Origin of the sequence: Methylosinus sp. Ce-a6, assembly GCF_009811655.1 — a bacterium.
In the GTDB taxonomy this organism is placed as follows: Bacteria; Pseudomonadota; Alphaproteobacteria; order Rhizobiales; family Beijerinckiaceae; genus Methylosinus.
The window spans coordinates 36,388-59,960 of record NZ_BGJX01000012.1; the positions used below are offsets into that span (position 1 = coordinate 36,388).

The 23,573-nt window shown below is 66.4% G+C and carries 20 protein-coding genes, 2 tRNA genes and 1 pseudogene; 7 read left to right on the forward strand and 16 right to left on the reverse strand.

The annotated features are described in order from the left end of the window. Positions 1 to 83: 83 nt before the first annotated feature. The 4 genes and pseudogenes from Mspo_RS09825 to Mspo_RS20275 form a co-directional block, all read right to left on the reverse strand. Positions 84 to 425 carry an AzlD domain-containing protein gene (locus tag Mspo_RS09825; protein WP_159729246.1) on the reverse strand — a complete coding sequence of 114 codons (342 nt, stop codon included), beginning with the start codon at positions 423 to 425 and terminating at the stop codon, positions 84 to 86. After that, positions 422 to 1,105: an AzlC family ABC transporter permease gene (locus Mspo_RS09830; RefSeq protein WP_159729248.1), complete on the reverse strand. Its 684-nt coding sequence runs from the start codon at positions 1,103 to 1,105 to the stop codon at positions 422 to 424. The genes Mspo_RS09825 and Mspo_RS09830 overlap by 4 nt, the downstream gene beginning before the upstream one ends. After that, a complete protein-coding gene (locus Mspo_RS09835) occupies positions 1,102 to 2,772 on the reverse strand; it encodes a methyltransferase (protein WP_244613297.1) in 1,671 nt (556 codons plus the stop codon). Before Mspo_RS09835 ends, Mspo_RS09830 begins: the two co-directional genes overlap by 4 nt. 114 nt (positions 2,773 to 2,886) lie before the next feature. After that, positions 2,887 to 3,084: pseudogene (locus Mspo_RS20275) on the reverse strand (helix-turn-helix domain-containing protein); the annotation flags it as partial. 336 nt (positions 3,085 to 3,420) lie between these two features. On the opposite strand from Mspo_RS20275, the gene Mspo_RS09840 reads away from it, so the two are divergent. The 4 genes from Mspo_RS09840 to Mspo_RS09855 all read left to right on the forward strand — a co-directional run bounded on the left by Mspo_RS09840 (position 3,421) and on the right by Mspo_RS09855 (position 8,821). Next, positions 3,421 to 6,129, forward strand: coding sequence for a histidine kinase dimerization/phospho-acceptor domain-containing protein (locus Mspo_RS09840; RefSeq protein ID WP_159729252.1), 2,709 nt, complete (start codon positions 3,421 to 3,423; stop codon positions 6,127 to 6,129). Positions 6,130 to 6,271: 142 nt separating this feature from the next. After that, the gene (locus tag Mspo_RS09845) at positions 6,272 to 7,042 is read left to right on the forward strand and encodes a 5-oxoprolinase subunit PxpA (protein ID WP_159729254.1); all 771 of its coding nucleotides are present in this window, start codon (positions 6,272 to 6,274) and stop codon (positions 7,040 to 7,042) included. Between the two features lie 4 nt (positions 7,043 to 7,046). Then, a complete protein-coding gene (locus Mspo_RS09850) occupies positions 7,047 to 7,784 on the forward strand; it encodes an allophanate hydrolase subunit 1 (RefSeq protein ID WP_159729256.1) in 738 nt (245 codons plus the stop codon). Next, on the forward strand, positions 7,781 to 8,821 hold the full coding sequence (locus Mspo_RS09855; RefSeq protein ID WP_159729258.1) for a biotin-dependent carboxyltransferase family protein: 1,041 nt from the start codon (positions 7,781 to 7,783) through the stop codon (positions 8,819 to 8,821). Before Mspo_RS09850 ends, Mspo_RS09855 begins: the two co-directional genes overlap by 4 nt. Before the next feature lie 64 nt (positions 8,822 to 8,885). Here the strand turns inward: Mspo_RS09855 and tolB are convergent, their stop codons facing one another. The 5 genes from tolB to ybgC form a co-directional block, all read right to left on the reverse strand. Beyond that, positions 8,886 to 10,199: a Tol-Pal system beta propeller repeat protein TolB gene (gene tolB, locus Mspo_RS09860; protein ID WP_159729260.1), complete on the reverse strand. Its 1,314-nt coding sequence runs from the start codon at positions 10,197 to 10,199 to the stop codon at positions 8,886 to 8,888. Between the two features lie 53 nt (positions 10,200 to 10,252). Continuing rightward, complete coding sequence (locus Mspo_RS09865; RefSeq protein ID WP_159729262.1) at positions 10,253 to 11,533, reverse strand: cell envelope biogenesis protein TolA; 1,281 nt, start codon at positions 11,531 to 11,533, stop codon at positions 10,253 to 10,255. Between the two features lie 9 nt (positions 11,534 to 11,542). Continuing rightward, entirely contained in the window at positions 11,543 to 11,992 is a 450-nt protein-coding gene (locus tag Mspo_RS09870; protein ID WP_159729264.1) for a biopolymer transporter ExbD, read from the reverse strand. 15 nt (positions 11,993 to 12,007) lie between these two features. After that, complete coding sequence (gene tolQ / locus Mspo_RS09875; RefSeq protein ID WP_159729266.1) at positions 12,008 to 12,742, reverse strand: protein TolQ; 735 nt, start codon at positions 12,740 to 12,742, stop codon at positions 12,008 to 12,010. A 244-nt stretch (positions 12,743 to 12,986) separates the two neighbouring features. Next, entirely contained in the window at positions 12,987 to 13,409 is a 423-nt protein-coding gene (gene ybgC / locus Mspo_RS09880) for a tol-pal system-associated acyl-CoA thioesterase (protein WP_159729268.1), read from the reverse strand. Positions 13,410 to 13,597: 188 nt separating this feature from the next. Here ybgC and Mspo_RS09885 point away from each other — a divergent pair, with 188 nt between their 5' ends. After that, on the forward strand, positions 13,598 to 14,416 hold the full coding sequence (locus Mspo_RS09885) for a hypothetical protein (protein WP_159729270.1): 819 nt from the start codon (positions 13,598 to 13,600) through the stop codon (positions 14,414 to 14,416). 204 nt (positions 14,417 to 14,620) lie between these two features. Further along, on the forward strand, positions 14,621 to 14,815 hold the full coding sequence (locus tag Mspo_RS09890) for a hypothetical protein (RefSeq protein ID WP_159729272.1): 195 nt from the start codon (positions 14,621 to 14,623) through the stop codon (positions 14,813 to 14,815). Positions 14,816 to 14,839: 24 nt separating this feature from the next. Here the strand turns inward: Mspo_RS09890 and Mspo_RS09895 are convergent. Continuing rightward, a tRNA-Pro gene (locus Mspo_RS09895) sits at positions 14,840 to 14,916 on the reverse strand. Between the two features lie 92 nt (positions 14,917 to 15,008). Then, positions 15,009 to 15,518: a dihydrofolate reductase gene (locus Mspo_RS09900; protein ID WP_201281668.1), complete on the reverse strand. Its 510-nt coding sequence runs from the start codon at positions 15,516 to 15,518 to the stop codon at positions 15,009 to 15,011. Between the two features lie 124 nt (positions 15,519 to 15,642). Between Mspo_RS09900 and Mspo_RS09905 the strand changes: the two genes are divergently transcribed. After that, positions 15,643 to 16,641, forward strand: a complete 999-nt coding sequence (locus Mspo_RS09905; protein WP_159729276.1) for a Tim44 domain-containing protein — start codon at positions 15,643 to 15,645, stop codon at positions 16,639 to 16,641. A 49-nt stretch (positions 16,642 to 16,690) separates the two neighbouring features. Here the strand turns inward: Mspo_RS09905 and Mspo_RS09910 are convergent, their stop codons facing one another. From Mspo_RS09910 to Mspo_RS09930, 5 genes are all read right to left on the reverse strand, one after another. Next, positions 16,691 to 19,417: a glycosyltransferase gene (locus Mspo_RS09910; RefSeq protein WP_159729278.1), complete on the reverse strand. Its 2,727-nt coding sequence runs from the start codon at positions 19,415 to 19,417 to the stop codon at positions 16,691 to 16,693. Between the two features lie 2 nt (positions 19,418 to 19,419). Continuing rightward, complete coding sequence (locus Mspo_RS09915) at positions 19,420 to 21,663, reverse strand: glycosyltransferase family 1 protein (RefSeq protein WP_159729280.1); 2,244 nt, start codon at positions 21,661 to 21,663, stop codon at positions 19,420 to 19,422. A 266-nt stretch (positions 21,664 to 21,929) separates the two neighbouring features. Beyond that, the gene (locus tag Mspo_RS09920; RefSeq protein WP_159729282.1) at positions 21,930 to 22,886 is read right to left on the reverse strand and encodes a GDP-L-fucose synthase; all 957 of its coding nucleotides are present in this window, start codon (positions 22,884 to 22,886) and stop codon (positions 21,930 to 21,932) included. Positions 22,887 to 23,025: 139 nt separating this feature from the next. Continuing rightward, a tRNA-Arg gene (locus Mspo_RS09925) sits at positions 23,026 to 23,102 on the reverse strand. A gap of 52 nt (positions 23,103 to 23,154) precedes the next feature. Beyond that, entirely contained in the window at positions 23,155 to 23,520 is a 366-nt protein-coding gene (locus Mspo_RS09930; RefSeq protein WP_159729284.1) for a 4a-hydroxytetrahydrobiopterin dehydratase, read from the reverse strand. Between the last annotated feature and the right edge of the window lie 53 nt (positions 23,521 to 23,573).

Here is a 23,573-nt window from a genome sequence, read left to right on the forward strand (position 1 = left end):
CGCGCGGCAGGAACGTGAACCGCCCGGCCGAATATGGCTCAACTCATGCTGCAATGCAACATGCTTATGATCGGCGAAGACGGTCACAGAGCTGTGAGGCTGAGCCAATAGGCGGCGACGCCGGCGAGAACGGCGAGGCCAGCGTCTGGACGCGAGCGGAGGACGAGCAGAGTGGCGAAAAGGGCCGACAGATAGACGGGGAGGCGATTCGCCTCGCAGGCGTGGGCGACGCTCGGCGTCACCGTGACCGCGGCCAGGCCGGCCAGCAAGGCGGGCCCCAGCATTTTGAGCGGACCGGCGCCGCTCGCGAGGAGGGACAAGGCCCGGCTGTCGCGATCGGCGAGGAATGGCAGGCCGCGCGTCGCATAGGTCGACGCCGCCATCGCGACGATCGCGGCCCATAAATGACCAGCGTCAGAGCTCATCGGCGCATTCCGTGAATGAGACAGGCGAGCGCCGCGCCGGCGAAGAGGCCGACAGTCGTATATCCCAGCCAGGCGCAAACGGCGGCGACCGCAGCCGACGCCGCCATGGGGATGGCCGTTTCGCGGGACAGATTGAGCCAGGTGATCGCGACGAAGAGAGCCGGCAGGGCGAAACCAGTCGCCTCCGCCGCCATGGGGGCGTCTCTTTCGAGGGCCTCTCCGAGGAGCCCGCCGAGAGCGGTTCCGGCGACCCAGCTCGCATAGGCCCCGAATCCGAGGCCGAGGAGCCATGCGGTCCCGAATTTTTCCGGGACGGTGGAACGGCGCGCGAGGGTCGCGGCGAAGACCTCGTCGGTCAGGGCGAATGCGAAGAGGAATCGCGCATATCCGCTCTGCGGCAGCCTGTCCAGGAGGATCGGGCCGTAGAGGAGATGGCGCAGATTGACGAGACCCGACAAGACGACGACGATCGGGAGCGCATTTCCCGAAGCCAGGGCCGTCAACAAGAGAAACTGGCTGGCGCCCGCGAAGACGAGCGCCGAGACCGCGATGGCCTGAGCAGGCTCGAGGCCGAGCTTCACCGCCGCGGCGCCGAAGGCCATCGCGACGGGAAAATAGCCGATGGCGATCGGAGCCGCGGCGCGCAGCCCCGCGGCTCCGTTGGACAGCCGCGCCGTCACAGCCGCCTCAGAACGAAGAAATGCGTTCCCCCGTCCCATTCGCTCTCTCCATGTGTGGCGAAAATGCGCTGGTGATCGATGCATTCGAACCCGGCATGGTCCGCGAGCTCGAGAAGCCGACGCGCGTGAGTCTTCTGCTCGACTTCATAATCGAGACCGGCGACGAGCGCCTGAAGTTCGAGAACATGAAAGCGATAGAAGGCCATGAACGGATGCGAAGCGGGCTCCGGCAAATTCAGCGAAGCTATCTCCTGGAGAAAGCCGCGCAAGCGGCTCGTCGCCATGTCGCCGAACCCTGCGCGCGCGAACAAAAGGCACGCCGGCGCCTCCTGGCGCATCCGATCCGCGAGAATTCTGTCCGCGGGATCGAGGCTTTCGTCCGGAACGGAAATCAACGTGTCGACGATATATTGCAGGTGATGAGCGATGAGATTCGACCGACGTTCCGACGCGCTCGCGAAGGGCGAGATCATTTCGTCGCTCAAGACGAAGGTCGCTCCGGGTCGGAGGCAGCGGCCCACGCCGCGAAAAAACGACGAAGTATCGAGATGATGCGACGCCCCGATCGACAAAGCGGCGTCGAACAGCATGTTTTCGGGGTCGTAGCTGTCGATTCCCGCCATCACGGGGGTCACGCGGGCGTTTCCCGCGAATCTTTGCGAGAGATGCCTAAAAGCGGTTTCGCTCGGATCGACGGCCGTGATCATCAAATCCGACCGCGCCTCCAGCAGCATTTGCAGCGGAAGCCCGGGGCCGGAGCCGGCGTCGATCACGTTCAGCGGCTGATAGGGCTTTCGCGTGGGTAGCGCTCGGGCCGCCAGAAGCGACTGGCGGGCATAGGCGGGATGGACGAGTTCATAGGCCTCGTACGCGTCCACGTCGATGCGGTCCTCGAAGAGGACGATGTCGTCTCCTCTCTCCGGCTCGCCGATCGTGGTCTGCGTCTTGTGAGCGACGCCGGTCGGAATGGTCGGCAGTCCGAACGCCGTCAACGCTTCGGCCGCGAGGGCCGCATTCAGGAGCGACGAGGATCGCGCGACGATCCGCAACCGTTCGATTTCCTCGAGATCGATTATTTGCGGGCGGCGCGCCATATCGGCAAGTCGCCAAGCCTCCGCCGCGATCGCCGGTTGCGACGGCGCAGGATCCCTCAGACGCGCGAAACGCGACGGCCGCGCAAAGACGACCAGACTCGGCGAGGCGTTGTCCAGTATGAAAAAGCGCAGCGGCTGCTCGCTCTTTCGATTCGCGAGCAATTCACTGTCGAGCCGCGCTCGCGCCTCTGGCCTGCTCAGGGGACACTCGCCGAAAATGATCCGGTATAATTCGACTCCATTCTGCACTTCTATGCACACGCGCTCCACTACCCGCCGTATGCCCTCCCAATCGTCTCGATGCTCCGGCCATTTGAAATGGAGATCGAAGGGCGTGGCCGCGTCGTCGTGGACGAGCGGATACACGATCGTGACGAGCAGCCGCGCTGGGTCCTGCCCCGCTCGATAGAAATGGGGAGAGTCGGCTCGGAAGCGTCGACTTTCTCCAGCCGGAAGGCATAGCGGAGCTTCCTGCGGCCCAACGACCACGGAGCCGCTCAGAACGGTGACGTGCTCCTCGACGAGCTCGTTGTGAGCCTGAGAGTTTCGCGTCGCCCCCTCGGACAGATCCATGATGTAGGATTCGACCACGCGCGGAAACGTCTGACGATCGATCAGGGTAACCGCGATCCCCTCCTGCGATATCGTATGCCCTCGGTCGCCCTCGATGAGGCTTCCGAACGAGACGCCCAGCGATGTCGCGAGACGCCATATCGTTTCGATCGTCGGATTGCCATCGCCCCGCTCGATCCCCGAAAGCGTCGCCTTTCCGACGCCGCTGGCTTCGGAAAGTCCGACGATTGTGAGACCTCGCCGCTTTCGCGCGGAAGATAGATTGTGTCCCAAAATCTGTCGAATCTCGGACGCTACAGAGTCCACGAACATCCCACTCTCCAATTGTTCGGTAAAATATGTAGGAGACGGTAAACCGTACTTTTATGGACAACAAGCTCGATTTACCGAAATTGAGAGGGAGCAGGCGGCGCGGGACCTTTTCAGAGCATTCGGGCGCTCGGGCCGCGCCGCCTCTTCAGAGCGCCCGTTCATCATGAATCGTCGAAGCTTGTTAAAATGTCCTGCGCCGCATAGACCAAGCCGTGTCGAGCCTTTAAGTTTCTCTTAACCGATCGCTCAGCTTCGATCGGCCGCGTCGCGTCTTCCCGCGCCGCCGTTTTGCGCCGGGAAGCCGGCGCTTGTCGCGTCCGAAGAGGCGCTGTCGATATGAGCGAGCACGACAGGCGGGGGATCGAAAGCGAAACGGTCGCCGCGCGGATTCGCGCCGATGCCGCCTTCGCCGCGCTCGAGGCGTCCGGCGCGCCCATCGTCGCGGCCGCGGGCGAGCCGCTCGCGGTCGTCCACGCCAATGAATCCGCCCTTTCCGTCTTCGGCGCCGATCTCGCGGCGCTGGGCGAGCGGCTGTTCCGGGGCGAGGAGCAGGGCGCGCGCCGCCTGCGCGAGCTCTCCTGCGCCCAGAGCCACGCCGCGGCGCCGCGCCTCGAGCGCCTGCGTTTTTCCTTCGGGCCGATCGCGCAGACGGCGACCGTGCTGTGCCGCGGCCTGGCCGCAGAGGCGGGCGGGCGGCCTCTTTTCCTCGTCGCCATGCTCGGCATGCGCTCGGCGAAATCCGAAAACGCGTCGGCCGCGGCCGTCGCCCGAGAGCTCGCTTCCGAACCCGATCCGGTCTCCGCGCCGGCGCGCCCGGCGCGGCCGGAGCGTTTCCTCTGGCGCAGCGACGCGGAGGGGCGCGTTCTCGACGTCACCCACGCGCTCGCCGACGTCGTCGGGCGCGAGAATGGCGACATAGCCGGGCGCTCCTTTCTCGAGCTGGCGAGCCGGCTGCGCCTTGCGCCCGACGACCGCCTCGCCGCCGCTTTCGCATCCCGCCGCTCCTGGAGCGGGGTAGAGCTCGATTGGCCGCTCGACGGCGGCTCGGCGCGGGTTCCGGTCACGCTCGGCGCTCTGCCGGCGTTCGACGACGCGCGGCGATTCGGCGGTTATCAGGGCTATGGGGTGCTGCATCTCGACCGGCTGCGCAGCGAGCCCGAGGCGCCTTTCGCGAATCTGGCCGTCGCGACGGCCGAGCCGAATGTCCCGGCTGTCGAGCCGCCTGTCGAGGCGGAGCCCGCGCCGGCGCTCGTGGGCGGCGCGAAAATCGTGCCGCTGAGGCCGACGCCGCGGCTCGAGGAAGCCGCCGCCTCCATCGGCGAGGCGCTGTCGCCGAATGAGCAGACGGCTTTCGACGAAATCGCGCGCGCGCTCGCCTCCGCGGCTCACAAGCCCGCCAAAGGCTCGGTGCGCGATCTATTCGAGACGATCGAGCAGGCGACCGGACAGGTCGCGGCGACCTCGGCCGAGCCGGCGCCTCCCCAGACGGAGCCCGCGCCTTGCAATGAGAACGCCGCCTTTCCCGGCGATCCGGGCCGCGCCGCGGCGCTGCTCGATCGCTTGCCGATCGGCGTGCTGGTGGCGCGCGGGGCGCAGGCGCTCTACGCCAATCGAACCCTGCTCGATTATCTCGGCTATTCCGACGCCGCCGCGCTCGCCGCGGCCGGCGGCGCCGCGCGACTCTTTTCCGGCCGCCGTCCGCCGACTGCGGCGGATGGAGCCGCGGGCGGCGTCGTCGAGGTGCTCGACTGCGACGGCGAGCCGCTCGAGGCCGACGCGCGCCTCGAGCCGATCGAATGGGAGGGCGTTCCCGCCACGCTGGTGACGTTGCGCGGCGCGCGTCCGGCCTCGGCCGCGCCGGAATCCGCCCGCGCCGGCGCCCTGCGCCAGGAGCTCGAGGCTCGCCGCCGGGAGCTCGAGGCTCGCCGACAGGAGCTCGAGGCTCGCCGCCAGGAGGCGGAGGAGCTGCGCGCCGTCCTCGACGCGATGAGCGACGCCGTCGCGGTCCTCGACGCCGACGGGCGGCTGCGCAGCGTCAACGCCGCTCTCGTCCGCCTCGTCGGCGGCGAGGCGCGCGCTCTCATCGGCTGCGGCCTCGCTTCGCTGTTCAGCGACGCGGATCAGGGCGCCGTCGCCGATTTTCTGCGCCGATCCATCCTTCGTGAGTCCAGGGAGGGCCTCAAGGTCTCGGCGCGCATCCGCAACGGCCGATCGATCGCGGCGCAGTTGACGCTTCTTCCGCTCGACGCGCCGTCGGAGCAGAGGCGTTGCGTCATTCTGCGCGACATTGGCCGGCGCGACTCCGACGACGGGCTCGAGGCCGCCCGCCTCGAGGCCGAGCGCGCCAGCGCCGCCAAGACGGATTTTCTGGCCAAGGTCAGCCATGAGATCCGCACGCCGCTCAACGCCATCATCGGCTTCGCCGAGGTGATGATGGAGGAGCGCTTCGGCCCGATGGGCAATGAGCGCTACAAGGAATATCTCAAGGACATTCACACCTCGGGCGAGCATGTGCTGAGCCTCGTCAATGATCTGCTCGACCTCTCCAAGATCGAGGCGGGAAAATTCGAGCTCGACGTCGAGCGTATCGACGCCAACGCCGTCATCTCGGAATGCGTGTCGATCATGCAGCCGCAGGCCAATCGCAGCCGTGTGGTGATCCGACTGTCGCTGTGGCCGCGCCTGCCGCGCATCCTTGCCGACGGCAGGTCGCTGCGGCAGATATTGCTCAACCTTCTGTCCAATGCGGTGAAGTTCAACGAGGCCGGCGGACAGGTGATCGTGTCGAGCGCCTTGACCGACGCCGGATATGTGGTGATCCGCGTCAAGGATACGGGCGTCGGCATGTCGGAGAGCGAGATCGAGACGGCGCTCGAGCCCTTCCGCCAGCTGGGCGCGTCGCGCGGCGGCACCGGGCTCGGCCTGCCGGTGACAAAGGCGCTGATCGAGGCCAATCGCGCGTCCTTCTCGATCAAGAGCCGCAAGAATCAGGGCACTCTGATCGAGGTCGCCTTTCCGCCGCCGCAAGTGCTCGCGGCCGAATAGCCGGGTCTTTCGGCGCAGAGGGCGTGGGGGCGATTGCCGCTCGATGATGCGAGCGTGGATGTGGGACGATATAGCGCCCGAGCCGTCGATCCCGAGCGAGAAGCTCGCCGAGGACGGCGGGCGGGCGGGGAGCTGAAACGAGGTGTCGACCGTCGATCTCAACGCCGATCTCGGAGAAGGATACGGAGCCTGGCGCATGGGCGACGACGAGGCCATGCTCGGCCTCGTCACCTCCGCCAATGTCGCCTGCGGCTATCACGCCGGCGACCCGGATATAATGGCGCGCTGCTTTTCGCTCGCCAAACGCCGCGGCGTCGCGATCGGCGCGCATGTGTCCTTTCCCGATCTCGCGGGTTTCGGGCGCCGGCGCATTCCCTATTCGGCGGCCGAGGTCGAGCGTCTCGTCGCCTATCAGATCGGCGCGGCGCAGGGGCTCGCGCGCTATAGCGGCCACCGCCTCACCTATGTGAAATGCCATGGCGCGCTCGCCAATGTGGCGGAAGTCGAGCCGGAAATCGCGCTGGCCGTCGCCCGGGCGACGCACGCCGTCGACGCGGGCCTCACTCTGCTCGCCATCGCGCGCAGCGAGCAGGTGGCGGCCGCCGAACATGCGGGCGTTCCCATCGCCCATGAAGTTTTCGCCGATCGCGCCTATCTCGACGACGGACGGCTGAAGCCGCGCAGCCAGAAGGGCGCCGTGATCGAAGATGCGGATTGGGCCGCCGCGCGCGCGCTCGCCATGCTGCAAGACGGGGCGATCGTCACCGAAAGCGGCAAGCGCCTGCCGACGCAGATCGATTCCATCTGCGTGCATGGCGACACGCCGCACGCCGTCGAGATGACGCGGCGCCTGCGCAAGGCGCTGGAGCGCGCCGGCTACGAGCTCTTTCCCTTCGCGCCGTCGGAGGCGTGAGGCGATGCGCTATCCTGCGCCGCGCTGTCTCGACGCCGGCGAGGCGGCGCTCGTCGTCGAATTCGGCGACAGCGTCGATCCCGCGATCAACGCCGGCGTGCTGGCGCTCGACGCCGCTCTGCGCGCCGCGCCGCTCGTCGGAATTGTCGAGACGGTTCCGACCTATCGCTCCTTGATGATCCACTACGATCCGCTCGCGCTCGGCCGCGCGGCGCTCGTCGCTCATATCGAAGCGATGGAGACGCGGGGCGTGGCGGAGCGCCCGCCTCGCGTCCGCTGGATCATTCCCTGCTGCTATGATCCGCCCCATGGCGAGGATCTGGCGGCGGCGGGCGAATCTTTGTCGCTGTCGCCCGAGCGCGTCGCCGCGCTCCATGCGGGCGGCGATTATCGCGCCTATATGTATGGCTTCGCGCCGGGCTGGTGCTATCTCGGCGGCCTGCCGCCGGCGCTCGCCGTTCCGCGCCGCGCCGCGCCGCGCGCCCCGACGCCGAAAGGCGCCGTGCTCATCGGCGGCGGCCTCTCGCTCATCGGCGCCGATCCCATGCCGACGGGCTGGTATGTCGTCGGCCGCACGCCCGAGCGGCTCATCGCGCTCGAACGCGATCCGCCCTTCTTCGTGAATGTCGGCGACGCGCTGCGCTTCGAGCCCGTCGACGACGCGCGTTTTCGCGCGCTCGCCGAGAGAAGCGCGGGCGGCGAGATCGTCGCGCGGCGCGAGATGCTGGACGCTCGCCCATGAGCACGCAGACGAGCGGGCGGCTCCTCGTTCGTGCGGCGGGGCCGGGCGTCACTATTCAGGACGCTGGACGATGCGGGAGCCTGCGCTTCGGCGTGACGCCGGCGGGGCCGATGGACGAGCGCGCCTTCATCGCCGCCAATCAGGCGGTGGGCGCGCCGCGGGGCGCTGCGGCGATCGAGGTCTCGCTCGGCGGCGTCGAGCTCGTCACCTCGGGCGAAACGATCGGCCTCGCCATCGCCGGCGGCGATTTCGATATTCGTCTCGATGGCGCGCGGCTGCCCTGCGCTTGCGCGCTCCCGCTGGAGCCGGGCGCTTCGCTCACGATCCGCGCGGGGCGGAGCGGCTCATGGTGCTATGTGGCCGTCGCGGGGCGCATCGATCTGCCGCCGGCGCTCGGCTCCCTCGCCACGCACACGCGATCTGGAATGGGCGGTCTCGAGGGACGGGGATTGCGCGCCGGCGATGCGCTGCCGCTCGCGGGTCTCGCGCCGCCGCGCGGGCCGCTCGCGATCGACGCCCCTTGGCTCGCCGCGAGCGGCGCGCCGATCCGCGTTCTGCTCGGCCCGCAGGCCGATTATTTCACCCATGAGGCGATCGACGAATTTTTGTCGGCGCGCTGGCGCCTCTCGCCGCGCAGCGACCGCATGGCCTATCGGCTGGAAGGGCCGCGCCTCTCCCATGCGAAGGGCCATGACATCGTTTCCGACGGCGTCGCGCTCGGCGCGATACAGGTTCCGGGCGACGGCGCGCCGCTCGTCTTGATGGCCGATCGCCAGCCGACCGGCGGCTATCCGAAGATCGCCAATGTCATCGGCGCCGACATCGGGCGCCTGGCGCAGACGCGGCCGGGCGAGGAGATTTCGTTCGTCGCCGTCTCGATCGAGGAGGCGGTCGCGGCGCGGCGCGCGCTCGCCGAGGCGATCGCCGCAGGCGTGCGGCTGCGTCCGCAGGGCGGCGAGCTCTCGACGGAATTGCTGCTCTCGGCCAATCTCATCGGCGGCGTCGCCGATGCGTATGGGTCTTTGGAACCGGAATAGGGGAGGAACCTCCCGTACCCTTCCCCGCTACGCGGGAGAGAGGGCCTATCGAGCGCCGTGAGAATCAGTCCTGCAGCGGCCCCCAAGACGGATCGGAGGCGTAGGACGGCGTCGGCACCGGGAATTCCGAGCGGCCGAAAATATCCACCATGTAGATTTTCGCGCCCGAGCCGCCGCCCGGATCGCGGAAGAACATCAGGAACAGCCCGTTGGGCGCAAAGGTCGGGCCCTCATTGTGGAAGCCCTCGGTGAGAATGCGCTCGCCGGAGCCGTCCGGCTTCATCACGCCTATGCCGAAGGAGCCGCTCGACTGCTTGGTGAAGGCGATGTAATCGCCCTTGGGCGACCAGACCGGCGTCGAATAATGGCCCGAGCCGAAGGAGATGCGCCGCGCGCCGCCGCCATTCGCGCCCATCACGTAAATCTGCTGCGAGCCGCCGCGGTCGGATTCGAAGACGATCTCGCCGCCGGTCGGCGAATAGGAGGGCGAGGTGTCGATGGCGTTGGTGTCGGTGAGGCGCGTCGTCGTGCGCGAGCGCAGATCCATGGCGTAGAGATTGGTGGCCGCGCCCTGCGAGAGCGACATCACGATCTTCTGCCCGTCCGGCGAGAAGCGCGGCGAGAAGGTCATGCCCGGAAAATTGCCGACCACCTCGCGCTGGCCGCTCTCTATGTTCAGCAGCAGCACCTTCGGATCGGCGGAGCCGAAGGACATATAGGTGACGTCCTGCGACGAGGGCGAGAAGCGCGGCGTGACCACGAGCTCCTCGCCGCGGGTCAGATAGCGCACATTGGCGCCGTCCTGATCCATGATGGCGAGGCGCTTGCGGCGATGCTCCTTCGGCCCGCTCTCGTCGACGAAGACGACGCGCGTGTCGAAGAAGCCCTTCTCGCCGGTGATGCGCGTGAACACGGCGTCCGAGACGAGATGGGCGACGCGGCGCATATTGGCGGCGTCGGTGACATATTGCTGGCCCGCCGCCTGCTCGCCCGTCGAGACGTCGAACAGGCGGAACTCGGTCTTGAGCCGCCCGTCCGGGCTGCGCTGCGAGCGGCCGGTCACGACGAATTGCGCATTGACCGTGCGGAAGAGATCGAGATTGGGCGCGGCTTCGGAGCCGGCGGACTCCGGAAAGCCGCCCGGCTCGATCGGCCGCAGGAAGACGGAGCGCTTGAAATTATTGACGATGACGCTCGTCACTATGCGCGCCGCCTCGTCGCCGGAAAAATTCGTGACCGCCACGGAGACGGGCTGGAAGCCGCCGCCCGCGCGCAGATCGAGCACGCGCGCCGCGCGCGAGGGCGCGGCGAAGAGCGGCGAGAGGGTCGCGCCGGCGATGAGGCCGGCGGCGGAGCGGCGGGAGAGGTGGAGCGTCATGCGATGCGGGTCCTGGGCGTTTCTCAAATCGGGGCGGAGGGGCGAGGCCGCCGCTACATATCTTCTCTCATGTCCAATTCCGTGACGCGCCAATAATCGTAATAGGATGCGAAGGCGGGGGGAATCGGCATGGGGCTGCAGCGCCGCACGGCGCCGAGCGCCTGCTCGCCGCGACTGCGCTCGACGGGATCGGAAGAAGGGTTGAGCAGGCGCGGGGCGCCCTCGAGCGCGCCCTCCCGCGTCAGGCGAAACTCCACGCGCGGCACATAGGTCTGAGCGTTGATCGACAGCGCCGCCTGCCAGCACCGGCGATAATGCTCGACCGTATAGGCGTCGATCTGCGCCTGCATCGTCGGCGACATGCGCGGCGCGCTCGCCGTGGGCGCGCCGAGCGAGGCTGTCTTGGTCAGCTCCGCGCCGGTCGCGGCGCGACGCTGCGGCGCCTCGCGGCTCAACAGATTGGCGATACTGGCCGCGTCGAATTTCGATTTGGGCGCGGTCTCGTCGCCGGATTTCGGTTTTGCCGGCGGCTTGTCGGATTTCTTGGCCTCGTCAGCCTCGCCCGGCGCGCCCTTTTCGGCGGTTTTCTTCTTCTCGAGGAGCTTCGCCACCTCGTCGACCTTCAGCCGCGGCTCGTCCTTTTGCTTGCCCTGCTCCTTCGGCTTGGCCTCTTGCTTTTTGACCTCTTGCTTTTTGGCCTCTTCCGGGGGCTTCGGCTCGTCCTTCGGCTTGGGCTTTTGCGGCGGCTGCGGCGTCTCCTTCGCCTCCTTCTCGGGCTTGGGCCGCGAGGGAGGCTTCGGCTTCACTGCCTCGGCCTCTTCGGGCTCCTCGCGTTCGGGCGGCGGCGCGGGCTTGGCGCGCTCCGGCTTCGGCGGCTCCGCCTTGGCCGGCTGCGGCTTGGGCGGCTCGGGCTTGGGCGGCTCGGGCTTCGGCGGTGTGGGGCGGACGGGCGGCTCCGGCGTCGGCGGCAAAGCGGCGACGCGCTTTGGCGGCGGCGGGGCCTCGGGCCTGTCTTCCGGCTCTTCGAGCCGCCGCTCGAGCGGCGGGGGCGGGGCGGCGACGTCCTTCGTCGCCTCGGCGAGCGGCGGCAGCGGCTTCGTCTCGCGCTGCTCGGCGATCTTGTCGGCGCGCTGGACGGGCTTGACCTCTTTCGCGGTCTTCTCGCCCTTCATCACCTGATTGAGCTGCGCATCCGTGACGATGTCGATCGGCACGGTCTCCTGCGCGTCATCGAATTTCCTCGCGTCCGAAAAGGCGACGAGCGTCGCCAGCAGCAGCCCGGCATGGGCGGCCGCCGAGACGAGGAGGCCGGGTTCGTGGCGCGAGGGCTTCAATTCTCGCCCTCACTTCTTGTCCACTTCGGTCACCAGCGCGACCTTCTTGTAGCCGGCCGTCGTCACCAGCGACATGATCTCGGCGACGCGGCCGTAATTCACCGTTTTGGAGGCGCGCATATAGATGCGCTCGTCGAAGCCCGCCTTGGCGGTCTCCTTCAGCCGGTCGAGGAGCTGGCCGATCTCGATCGGCTGATCCATGAGGAAGACCTGCCCCTTGTCGTCGATGGCGATGGCGAGCGGCTTCTGATCGACATTGAGCGGGCCGGCCTTGGTCTGCGGCAGATCGACGGCGACGCCGGTCGCGAGCAGCGGCGCCGCCACCATGAAGATGATGAGCAGCACCAGCATCACATCGATGAAGGGCGTCATATTGATGTCGGCCATGGCGCCGTAGCGCGGCGTTCCGCGCCGCCGGCGTCCCGAGCCCTTGCGTCCCGCGGCGATCGAGGCTCCCATGCGCGTCTCCCGCTCTCAAGCCGCGCGGTCGCGGCCGGACTGGCCGGCGTGCTGATCGATCTGGCGCGACAGAATGGCGGAGAATTCGTCGGCGAAGCTCTCGAGCCGCGCCTGCGTGCGGGCGACGTCGCCTTGCAGCTTGTTATAGGCGACGAGCGCCGGAATGGCGGCGAAGAGGCCGATGGCGGTGGCGAGCAGCGCCTCCGCTATGCCCGGCGCGACGACGGCGAGCGAGGTGTTCTTGGAGGCGGCGATCGAGCGGAAGGAGGTCATGATGCCCCAGACCGTGCCGAACAGGCCGACGAAGGGGCCGGCCGAGGCGACCGTCGCCAGCACCAGAAGATTGGACTCGAGCTTCTCGATCTCGCGGGCGATGGAGACGTCCAGCACTTTGTCGATGCGCGCCTGCAATCCCATGAAGGAGGCGCCGGCGTTCTGGAAGGAGCGCTTCCACTCGCGCATGGCGGCGATGAAGAGGCTCCCCATGCCCGCGGTCGGACGCTCCTGCAGCTTGGCGTAGAGATCCTCGAGCGAGGAGCCGGACCAGAACACTTCCTCGAAACGATCCATGGCGCGGCGCGTGCGGGAGAACAAAATCGCCTTGTCGACGATGATCGCCCAGCACCAGACCGAGGCGAGCAGCAGGCCGACCATCACCAGCTTCACGACGATATGGGCGCCCCAGAACATGCCCCAGATGGAGATTTCTGCGGCGCCGGAGAGCGGGGCGGCGATTTCGGCTGGATTCATGAAAGTCGTCCTCGGAAGTCGCGGGGTCGGCGGCGAAACTCTCGGCGTGGCGGAATCGTCGGCTCGTGCTCGCGCCGAGACCGGGCGGCGAACATTTTAGGAAAATCGAGTCGCGCTCGCTCCCGCAGCGCCGCGCCAAATGCTGCGGAGCCAAAGCGGTATGGAGCGCGAATCCGCCGAGATTTTGTCCAGGATGCGCCGCACAAAGAGAAATATGAGCGGAAGGCTTAAGGGACCGTAAAGGTCAAGAGCCGCGAGGATCGGCGACGGAGGCGAATTTCGCGCGCACGTCGGAGGGCAGGCGGCGCGGCCGGCCGCCTTCCACCGCGGCGATCTTCACCTGCGCGGAAACCAGCGTCTCGTCGCCGCGCGTCACGCGTTGATCGAGATCGAAGGAGGCGCCGGACACCTCCCGGACGATCGTCTCGACGCAGAGCGAATCGTCCATCTGCGCGGGCTTGCGGAAGTCGATCGTCATCGCCCGCACGACGAAAAACAGGCCTCCGCCCGCGCCCTGCAGCAGCGCGCGCTGGCCGAGGCCGAGATCGCGCAGCAGCTCGGTGCGCCCGCGCTCCATGAAGCGCAGATAGGAGGCGTGATAGACGAGGCCGGAGAAATCCGTGTCCTCGTAATAGACGCGGACTGTGAGGCGGTGCGGATGGGTCATTTGGCGCGCGCAGGATCGCTGGGAGGTCTGCTATACAGCAGGCGCCGGCGTCCCGCATCCCTTTCGATCTCGGCGGGACGCGGGTGGCGGGCGGTCGCGCGCTGCGCTGCAGCAGGCGGGATTGCGCCGCAATATATAATTCTGATACACAACGATTGTCGCGCGCGTATCGAGGCTGAGAAGGGTCGATGAACAAAGAGCAATGCGTCCTCGTCTGCGGCGTCGGGGAAAGAGCCTCGGCGGTGGCGAGGCGGCTGATCGGCGAAGGCTATGCGACGGTGCTCCATCAGGAGCGGCCGCCGCGCGCTCTGCGCCGGCGCATGTGCTATGCGGACGCCTGGTTCGACGGGATCGCCGCCGTGGCGGGGGTCGAGGCCCGCCGCGCCGACCGGCCTTCCGAATTTCTCTGCGGCATGCAGACGCGGCAATTTCTTCCCCTGCTGCTGCGGCCTTTCGAGGAGGTCGTGGAGCGCTGGCCATGGGATGTCGTCATCGCAGCGCCGGATCATGACGGGCGGCCGGCGCGCTCGCTCGCCGATCTGGCCGAGCTGACGATCGGCGTCGGCTCCGGCTTCGTGGCCGGCGTGGACTGCGATCTCGCCATCGCGACGGAGGGGCTCGATCCGGGCGCGGTGCTGCGGGCGGGCGATCCGCCCCCGAGCCGCCGCGCCTGCGACCGCCTCGCGCTCGATTATTGGGACGTGATCGCTCCGCGGGAGGGCGCGCTCGCCTGGCGCATGAACATCGGCGATCGGGTCGAGGCGGAGGAGATATTGGGCTTTCTCGCCGAGGAGCCGGTTCGCGCGCCTGTGGCGGGGCGCGTCAGCGGACTGGCGCGGCCGGAGCTGCCGGCGCTTCCCGGCGCCCCGATCGCGGAGATCGCGACCTCCGATCGCGCGCCCATCGCCGGCGTCTCCGATCGCAACAAGCTCGTCGCCCGCGGCGTCTCCTTCGCCGTGGAGATGGAGACGGGCGGATGGACCCCGGTCTCGATCGGCTCGCGCTGACCGGGCCGCCCAATCGCCGCCGGCGTTTTGCGATCGCCCGGCGCGGCGGCAGACTCGACAATCCACGGCGCTCACGCTTGCATCACAGACCAGAGCCACCTAATCTATGAGCAAGCCGAAGGTTTCCCGGAACCGGACGCAACAGCGAAGCGCCCCGACGCCGGATGTAAGCGCGGGGCGTTTTTTGTGCTTCGACGCCGCAAAATGTTCGATCCCGATTTGACCATACGGGCGCTTGCCGGGATCGCGCTGGCGCTGTTTCTGACGCCGGCTCTTCGCCCTCTCGGCCTGCCGGAAGGAGCGGCGCGTTTCTGTCGTCTCGCGGGCGGCGTGACGCTCGCCATCGGCATCGGCGTGGCGCTCGGCGCGACGGTCGATTGGTTTTTTCGCCCGCGCTAGAGCCTTTTCGCTTATGAAGCTGTTTGGTCGGAGTGAGAGGATTCGAACCTCCGACCCCCTCGTCCCGAACGAGGTGCGCTACCAGGCTGCGCTACACTCCGATCTGGCGTCCGCGAAGCGGCCGCCGCTGGTCGAGGCGGTTTATAGCTTCAGGCTCTTCGACCTGCAACAGCTGTTTGCGCCTTCGCGGCGCTCATCGTCGCTCGAGCCGCAGATAGTGGAAATCCGCCTCGTCCTCGTCCGTTCGACGCGGCGTTTCGCGCCAGGTCTCGCGCCATTCCCCGGGGTCGAGCGCGGGAAACCGGGCGTCGCCCGCGACGTTGAGCGCGACCTCGGTCAGATGAATCACATCGGCCCGCGCGAGAAAGGCGGAATAGATCTGCGCGCCGCCGGCGACGATGATCTCCGACGCTCCCATCGATTCGGCGAGCCGCGCGGCGGCGTCGAGAGCTTCTTCCGGGCTGCGCGCGAGATGCTCCCCCTGGGCGCGAAATTCCGCATCGCGCGACAAGACGACGGTCTTACGGCCGGGCAGGGGGCGCCCGATCGATTCGAATGTGCGCCGCCCCATGAGCAGCGGCTTGCCCCAGGTGAGCTCGCGAAAACGTCGAAGATCGCTCTTCAGGCGCCAGGGCGTCCGCTCTTGCGCGCCGATCACGCCATTGCGCGCGACGGCGGCGACGAAGACCAGTTTCGGCGTCAAGCGAGCCTCCCGAAGCCTTCTCGCGTCCCGCCGCACGGCCCTTTGCCGCAAGGTCGGGTCCTTCCTATATAGATGACGCCCGAGTGATTCCCTTTTTCTTCGGGCGAACCGCTCGAGGATAGTCATGTCGACTTGGACATCGTACTCCAGATCTCTGCCGGCGCTCGCGCTCGCCGCGCTCATCGCCTTCGCCCCGGCGCTCGCCGAGGCCAAAATGGGCGGCGGCGCGAGCTCGGGAAGCCGCGGCACGCGAACCCACACGCCGCCGCCCGCGACGACGACCGCGCCGCGTCCGGCCGCGCCAGTGGAGCGCAGCATCGCGCCGCAGCCGGCGCCGCAGCCGCAACCCGCCCCGGCCGCGCCGACCCGTCCGGCCGCCGCTCCCGCCGCCAATCCGGCCGGCGGCGCCTTCGGCCGCGGCCTGCTCGGCGGCCTCGCCGGCGGCCTGCTCGGCGCCGGCCTCTTCGGCCTGCTTTCCGGCCATGGCCTCTTGGGCGGGCTCGGCGGCTTCGCCTCCATCATCGGCCTTCTGGTCCAGATCGCGATCATCGTCCTTCTGGCGCGGCTCGCCTTCAACTGGTTCGCCGGCCGCCGCTTGGCCGGCGCTATGGGCGGGGCGGGCGGCGGCGCGCGTCCGGGCGCCTTCGCCTTTACGGGCGGCGGAACGGGCCTCGGTGGCGCCACGCCGCGCACTCCGGCCAGCGAGCCGCTCACTCTGCGCCCGGAGGATTTCTCCGCCTTCGAGCGCGTGCTCGCCGAATCGCAGTCCGCCTATAGCCAGGAGGACATCGCCCGGCTGCACGAGCTCGCGACGCCGGAAATGGTCTCCTATTTCTCCGACGACATTCGCGCCAATGCGCGCGAGGGCGTCGTCAACCGCATCTCCGGCGTGAAGCTGCTGCAGGGCGATCTCTCGGAGGCCTGGCGCGACGGCACGGACGAATATGCGACCGTGGCCATGCGCTTCTCGCTGATCGACCTCTTCATCGATCGGGCGACCGGCAAGGTCGTCTCCGGCGACGCCTCGCAGCCGACGCAATCGACCGAGGTGTGGACGTTCCGCCGTCCGGCCGGCGAAGGGCCTTTGGCCTGGAAGCTCTCGGCGATCCAGCAGACGGCGTGACGCGATCTCTCGGCCGAACAGAAAGCGCCCCTTTCGAGGGGCGCTTTTTTTAGGGCTTATGAATTATCGACCCGCGCATGTCGCCCGTCAGGCGTTCGAATTCCGTTATATGGGCATCGGCGCAGCGCGCCCAGGAGAAGTCCTGCGCGCGGCGTCGGGCTTCCGCGCTCGAGCGCTTCCGCTCATTGGCGTCGTTCGCGAGGCGCAGAATCGCCGCGGCGATCTCATGCGGATCGAGAGGATCGACCAGCAAGGCGGCGTCGGCGCCGATTTCTTCCGTGCTCGATCCACGCGACGTGACGACCGGAACGCCACAGGCGAAGGATTCCAGGATCGGCAACCCGAAGCCTTCGGCGAGTGACGGAAAAACAGTGCAGACCGCCCCTTCATAAAGCGTCCAGAGGTCCTCGTCCCTCAGCCGGCCGAGGAAGTGAATCCTTTTCATCATGTCGGTGGCGGTCTGATGGAGCTCGTCGAGATCGACGTTCCATCCTTCCTGGCCGACGACCAGCATGTGCAGATCACGAACGTCGGGCCGATCCACGATCCGCGCGAAAGCGGCGATCGCGGTGAGGAGGTTCTTGCGCGGCTCGATCGTGCCGACGCACAATATGTAGCGCGAGCGCCATGGGAGCGCGACGATCTTGCGCAAATCGCGCCGCTGCGACCGAGCGCCATCGCCATCGGCTGCGAGATAGGCGACGGAGGTCGATGCGCGCAAAGTCGGCAGCGCGTCGAGCAGCTGCCGCCGGGTCGCTTCCGAATTGCAGAAGATATGGTCCATCGTCAGCAACTGACGGAGCTGGCGCTGGAACGTCGCCGAAGCTTCGGCGCTGAACCATTCCGGTCGCTCCAGCGGAAAAAGGTCATGCACCATCATGCTCTGCGGCAGAGCGGCGAGGCGCGCCGGCGCGGCGTCGATCGGGAAATAAGGGAACAGCACGACCGCCCGCGCCGGGATCGGCTCATCGGAACGCGCCTCGTGCTCGAGCCACACGGGTTCGGCTTGCGTCAGTCTGCTCCAATTTTGTCGCAGCCCCTGCGAATAGAAGACGCGCAAGGTCACGCGCGAATCGCGCAGGAGCTGGCTCAGGAGATTTGTCGAATAACGATAGATTCCGGTGCGCGCTTTCGGATCGACGGCCGCCATGCAGAGAACATCGATATTGACATAGACGGCGACGGCGTCGCCGCAGGCGGCCTGCGCCGCCGGGAGCATCGCCGCTTCCTCGGCGAGAGCCTCGAAGGCTTTGGACGCCCCGCGCTCGAGACGCTGCTTCGATTGCTCGACGAGCGCGCCTCGTCCGCGCGTTTCGACGAGGCGTCGCCCTTCGAAAAACTCGTCGCGCGAGGGAAGGCGTTCATCCGTCGCGATCAGGCAGGCCAGAGTGAATTGCGAAGCCGTCAAATTCCGCTTGGCGTCGACGCTCGCTCCGCCGAAGCTCGGAGCCGAAAGCGCAATGTCCAACTCTGCGAGGAGAGGACGATCCGGACGACTGCGATATTCGCCCGACTCGGTGAACTCTCGAATTACGACCTCACGCGCCTTGCCGGTCGTGACCGCATGCGCGTAGCCGCGCAGCTCGCTGTCCGTGCAGCCGCGCTGAAGCAGATAGGCGTAGGCGAGCAAGACGAATTCGAAGTCGGGCAGAGAAAGCAGAATGTCGATGTCGTCGCAGGCGAGAAACGCCGGATCGGCGGGCGGAATGAGGCGAGGAACAAAGCCGCGGCGCTCCTTCGGCGAGAGCGTCATGAATTTGACGCAGCGCAGAAGCTTCGAGCGCGCGCGCGCGTCGAGCAGCGAAAGATAACGGCCATAGTATAAGACGAAAGCGCGCGTGCGATGCTCGGCTGGACAATATTCGTTCAGAATATATAGAATCGGGCGCACGAAATTGGCCGAGCGCAGCGAGAAGAACTTCATGTTCTTTTTCGAGAAGGGGCCATCGGCGTCGAGCGTGAAGCGATTATAGAGTCGCGCGCGAAGAGCGATCATGCGCCGGAGGCCGGCCTTTTCGGCGCGCATCGTGAATTCGCTGTCCGCGTGATAATGCGGCGCGTTGCGCTGCTGGTAGAGGCCGATCGTCTCGAAAACGGATTTGTGAACGAGCGTGCCATTGCCGCATAGATAGTCGACCTCGATCATGTCGGCGCCGCGTCGCTCTTTCGCGTCGAGCGCATCCTCGAAGACATTGGCGAAGCTCGTTTGCACGAATGCGCCGCTCTCCCAATCATTATAGGCGCCGACCGCCCAGAGCCGGCCGGGCTCATTGGCGTAGGAGATCACGCCGCCGACGATGGGCGCATTGCTGTCGAGCGCGCCTTCGACGATGTTGGTGATGAAGTCCTTTGGAAGGATAGCGTCGTCATTGAGCGTCAGAATATAGTCGCAGCCGTCGTTCAGAGCGGCTTTCACGCCGGAATTCGTCGCCGCCGTCCAATAATGCCAGTCGGGATCGTCTATGACGACGATTTCGCTCGCGCCGAGCGCGCGGAGCGCCTGCGGCGTGCCGTCGGTCGAACCGGAATCGACGATATAGAGCCTAAAGAACGGATAGTCCTGGTTCTGCATGCTCTGCGCAAATCCGACCGTCCAGTCCCGGCGGTTGCGGACCGGCGTGACGACCCCGACGATCGGATAGACATGCCTGGATTTCCGCCGCTGGTCCGGCGCCTCCGCGGCGGGCCGCTGCGCCTCGCGCGTTTGCTCGAAGGACAATGGAGCTTCGCTCTCGGCATTGGCCGGGTCGTTGCGTCGAAGGAAGAAGTCTAGCATTCTCATTGTCGACGACCGCCGGCTCGAGAGTCTTCAGCGAATGGCGAGCGGCCCGGAAAGCGCAGACGCGTTCCCCGGGTGCAAAAGGCGCTGAGATAGGCGACATCGCCGTTATAGAGATCGCTCAGCGGGGCGCCGCGGCGGATGATCGCGTCGGCGACCATGAAGCCGCGCTTGCGGCGCTCCTCATATTGCAGAACGCCGGCCGTCTCCGAGGGCGGCGGATCGAGCGTCACATTCACGGCGTCGAAATCGATCTCCGCATAGGTCGCCGAGGGATTGAGATCGAGCGCCATCAAAATGGCCTCGACGAGGTCCGCACGATAGGCGAAGCCGCTCTGCGGCAGAGTGGTGACGAGCTGGTAGAGCGCGTCATTGTAGCGATGGCTGAAGTCCAGCGTCGCGAGCTCGCGCGCGCGGGACTGCGACGAATCGAGCACGATCAAGCGACTCGCATTTGCGAAAACGGATCGCAGCCTTTCGTCGTCCAGCAAGGAGATGTCGACGCCGATCGTGACCTTGGCCTGCGCGCCGAACAGTCTGGCGTGATGAAGATCGATGTCTTCGATCTCCTGCAGCGCGGCGATCTGCTCGGAGTCGAGCGGCTCTAGATAGAGGGCGAATACCGCGAGCCGCTCGATCACGGCGGAGCGCTTCACGCGGCGGCGAGCCGGCGCATTCGTCTCGGCGTCGCTTCTTTTTCGATCGACGAGATATTCGACGGCCTCGGTCAATTGCTCGGCCATTTTCCGCGACGAGAAATTTTCACCCCGCGCATAGCCTTTTTCGACGAGATCGCGGCGCAGATCGTCATCGAGCCAAAAGCGCTCGATATCATCCGCGACGGCCAGCGCGTTTCGTTCGTTTTGGAAATAGGCGCATGCGTCGCCGCCGATCTCTCTGATCGCCGATGAGGTCCCCGTCAGGATCGGGACGCCGAGCTTCATCGCATCGACGAGGGGAATGCCGAATCCTTCGTAGAGCGATGGGAAGACGAGGCCGGCGCTATGGACGAAATAATGCAGCAGCGTCGACTCCGGAAGGAAGGACTCGATCTGAACGAGGTCGGCCACTCCGAGTCGCCGAGCCCATCCCATCAGGCGCTCGACGCGGTCCTTCTTGGCGCCTGCGTTCGTCAGCATGATCGGAACGTCGAGACCGCGGCGGCGGAGCAGGGCGATCGCCTGCAGTAATATTTCGTGATTCTTGTGGACCCAAGGCACTGCGGGATAAATGAGATAAGGCCGATCGATGGGATTTTTGGCGCGCGTATTCTCGAAATGTGCGCGCGTCTGGCCGGAGTCCTCGGCCATGAAGCCGCTCAAATGCACCGCGCGCACTTCGTCGACATCGTAGAACGTCTCGAAGTTGCGGCGCTCGAACTCTGAATTGGCGAGGAGCAGGTCGGCGCGATCGAATACATAGCCGTATTCGCGAAGACGCGCGGCGTTCTCGGCGTCCGAGAAGAATGTCGGATGATGCATGTGCTGCAGATCGTGAATGAAGGCGAGCACCGGCACATGCTTCGGGATGTAGGTCGGACGCAGCGCGTTCAGCGGATCGAAGTAGCAGTCGCACCATTCGAGATGCTGCGTCATTTGCGCGGTGTCGTCGGCCTCGACGACGACGAATTCCGCCCTCGGATAGCGCGCCGCGAGATGGGCGTGATAGGGGGCGACGACGACGCGCAGAGAAACGAAGTCCGGGAGGTGCGTGAGATAGGCTTTGCAGACGCGACCGGCGCCGCCGGCGCCCTCGGTCTCCGGGAGCAGTCGCACCAGGTTCAGCAGCAGGCGAACGCGTCCTTCATTCTCGCGTCGGCTCCGTGCGGCCTGCCGCTCGGTCGAGGCAGGACGGAATTCGAGCCGCCGAAGCGAGAAGGTCGGCGTCGAGCCGTCGGCCGGATCGAATCGGATGCGCGTCACCGGCTTTTCAAAACGGCAATAAGCGGTGAAGCCTCCATCGGCTTCTTCGTGGAAGCGGATGGGGAGACGTTCGTCTTCGGAAAGACCCGCGCCGGTGTCGACGTAGAAACAGGCTTCGTGGAGTTGCGCTAGAGCGCCGCCGCCGATGGCGCTGACGGCGTAGGCGCCCGCGGGAAGGGGAATGGCGCCGAAGCCGGCGAGGTCGAATTGCGGATCTGGGCCGGTGACAGTCCACGCGTCGACCGCATCCGAACTTGCCTCTATGTCCAGCAGTGGGACGATCGGGAAGCTGCGACGAACAATGAACCTGCCGAGGTTCATCGATCTCAGGGCGGAAGTAACGAGATTTTTGGCCGATCCAGCTATCAATGCGCGCGCCTCGTGCAGCTGCCGATCAATGACGAATATCTCGATATATCATCAAGTCAACTGGTTGATGACAAATGAGACGGCCACGAAGAGACATGGGAAAATCGTTTGTGTCGCGTCCCTTGCCGATCGTCCGACCGATCGCGCAAGCGGCGACGCGGTCGTTTTCGGCGTCGTCTTGCGAAGCGAGCGCCGAAACGATCGTCGGCGGCTCCATGTCAACCGACGGCCTCGACGACGGACCTATCGGGCGCCTTTTCCCGTTTCAGGAACCATTGATACGCATCCGCGACGCCCTTCTCCAAAGGAATCGTCGGAGCCCATCCGAGCTCGCGAAGTCGGCTCGAATCCATCAATTTGCGCGGGGTCCCATCCGGCTTGGTCGTGTCGAACACGAGCCGACCCGAAAAACCGACGGCGCGCTGAACGGTTTCCGCGAGCTCTCGGATCGTGACTTCGGAGCCGGCGCCGCAATTGATGTGCTCATAGCCGTCATAGTTGTCCAGGCAGAACACGACGCCGCGCGCGAGATCGTCGACATGCAGAAATTCGCGCAGCGGCGTCCCCGTGCCCCAGACGACCACTTCGGGCTTGCCGGCCTGCTTCGCTTCATGAAACTTGCGGATGAGCGCCGGAAGGACATGGCTCGTCTGCAAGTCGAAATTGTCGTTCGGCCCGTATAGGTTGCAGGGCATGACCGAAATGTAGCGTCGGCCATATTGCTTGCGATAGGCCTGACAGAGCTTGATGCCGGCGATCTTGGCGACCGCGTACCATTCGTTGGTGGGCTCGAGAGGGCCGGTCAGCAGCGCGTCCTCGGTGATCGGCTGAGGCGCGAACTTCGGATAGATGCAGGAGGAGCCGAGGAACACGAGACGGTCCACCCCCGCGACATGCGCCGAATGAATAATATTCGTCTCAATAGCGAGATTGTCATAGATGAAATCGGCCGGATAGGTGTCGTTGGCGTAGATTCCGCCGACCTTGGCCGCCGCGAATACGATGGCGTCAGGACGATTTTGTTTCAGCCAGACTTCGACAGCGATTTGATTGCGCAGGTCGACCACCGAGCGATCGACCTTCATGACTGTTTCTCCTCGGCCTTCGAGAAGTCTGGTTATGGCGGAACCGACCATGCCTTTATGTCCGGCAATCCAAACTCTACGCGCGGCCATGTTCAATCCCTTCCCGGAGCCAATGCTCTGGAGTCTGATTCGGCGATTTTTAAGGCGGATCCGTCGTCGACCGCAAATGAAAAGCCGTAAACTCGCCGGAGCGCAAAAGATCGCGCCCGATGGCGCGGCCGGTGATGGGTGGCGTCCCGGAAGGGATTCGAACCCCTGACCTACGGTTTAGGAAACCGTTGCTCTATCCTGCTGAGCTACCGGGACCGCGAGACGGATATCTACTAGAGCCCGGGGCTTTTGAAAAGGCGTCGGCGCGTCACATGCGTCCCGCCGGCAGGCCCTGCCAGCGTGAGAATATGCGGTCGATCTTCGTCGCCATTATGACGTCGTTCTCATGCAGACCCTTTATCTTCTTCGTCTGCAGCGACACGGTCGCATAGCCCCAGCCGAAGGCGATGTCCGGGTGATGGCCCTCCGCCTCGGCGAGCTCGCCGACCAGGGCGACGAATTTCGCCGCCTCGCGGAAATTGGCGAAGCGGAAGCCGCGCTCGATGCGGCGCGCCTCGTCGAGCAGCGCCCAATCGGGAGCCTGCGCGAGCAACGCCTCGGCCTCGGCGCGCTCGAGCGGCGGAACGCCGCCGCGGCAGGGGGTGCAGGTCTTTTCCGCGAGCGTCATCGGCATCGTTTCTCTCCTTTAGACCGGAATCCGATCCGACTGGTTCCGTTCGAGCGGAA

Excerpts from the sequence above, each read along its gene's own strand:
- Mspo_RS09825 (WP_159729246.1), bottom strand. The coding sequence starts at position 425 with ATGAGCTCTGACGCTGGTCATTTATGGGCCGCGATCGTCGCGATGGCG.
- Mspo_RS09835 (WP_244613297.1), bottom strand. The coding sequence starts at position 2,772 with ATGGATCTGTCCGAGGGGGCGACGCGAAACTCTCAGGCTCACAACGAG.
- Mspo_RS09840 (WP_159729252.1), top strand. The coding sequence starts at position 3,421 with ATGAGCGAGCACGACAGGCGGGGGATCGAAAGCGAAACGGTCGCCGCG.
- Mspo_RS09850 (WP_159729256.1), top strand. The coding sequence starts at position 7,047 with ATGCGCTATCCTGCGCCGCGCTGTCTCGACGCCGGCGAGGCGGCGCTC.
- Mspo_RS09855 (WP_159729258.1), top strand. The coding sequence starts at position 7,781 with ATGAGCACGCAGACGAGCGGGCGGCTCCTCGTTCGTGCGGCGGGGCCG.
- tolB (WP_159729260.1), bottom strand. The coding sequence starts at position 10,199 with ATGACGCTCCACCTCTCCCGCCGCTCCGCCGCCGGCCTCATCGCCGGC.
- Mspo_RS09870 (WP_159729264.1), bottom strand. The coding sequence starts at position 11,992 with ATGGGAGCCTCGATCGCCGCGGGACGCAAGGGCTCGGGACGCCGGCGG.
- tolQ (WP_159729266.1), bottom strand. The coding sequence starts at position 12,742 with ATGAATCCAGCCGAAATCGCCGCCCCGCTCTCCGGCGCCGCAGAAATC.
- ybgC (WP_159729268.1), bottom strand. The coding sequence starts at position 13,409 with ATGACCCATCCGCACCGCCTCACAGTCCGCGTCTATTACGAGGACACG.
- Mspo_RS09885 (WP_159729270.1), top strand. The coding sequence starts at position 13,598 with ATGAACAAAGAGCAATGCGTCCTCGTCTGCGGCGTCGGGGAAAGAGCC.
- Mspo_RS09890 (WP_159729272.1), top strand. The coding sequence starts at position 14,621 with ATGTTCGATCCCGATTTGACCATACGGGCGCTTGCCGGGATCGCGCTG.
- Mspo_RS09905 (WP_159729276.1), top strand. The coding sequence starts at position 15,643 with ATGTCGACTTGGACATCGTACTCCAGATCTCTGCCGGCGCTCGCGCTC.
- Mspo_RS09910 (WP_159729278.1), bottom strand. The coding sequence starts at position 19,417 with ATGCTAGACTTCTTCCTTCGACGCAACGACCCGGCCAATGCCGAGAGC.
- Mspo_RS09915 (WP_159729280.1), bottom strand. The coding sequence starts at position 21,663 with ATGAACCTCGGCAGGTTCATTGTTCGTCGCAGCTTCCCGATCGTCCCA.
- Mspo_RS09920 (WP_159729282.1), bottom strand. The coding sequence starts at position 22,886 with ATGGCCGCGCGTAGAGTTTGGATTGCCGGACATAAAGGCATGGTCGGT.
- Mspo_RS09930 (WP_159729284.1), bottom strand. The coding sequence starts at position 23,520 with ATGCCGATGACGCTCGCGGAAAAGACCTGCACCCCCTGCCGCGGCGGC.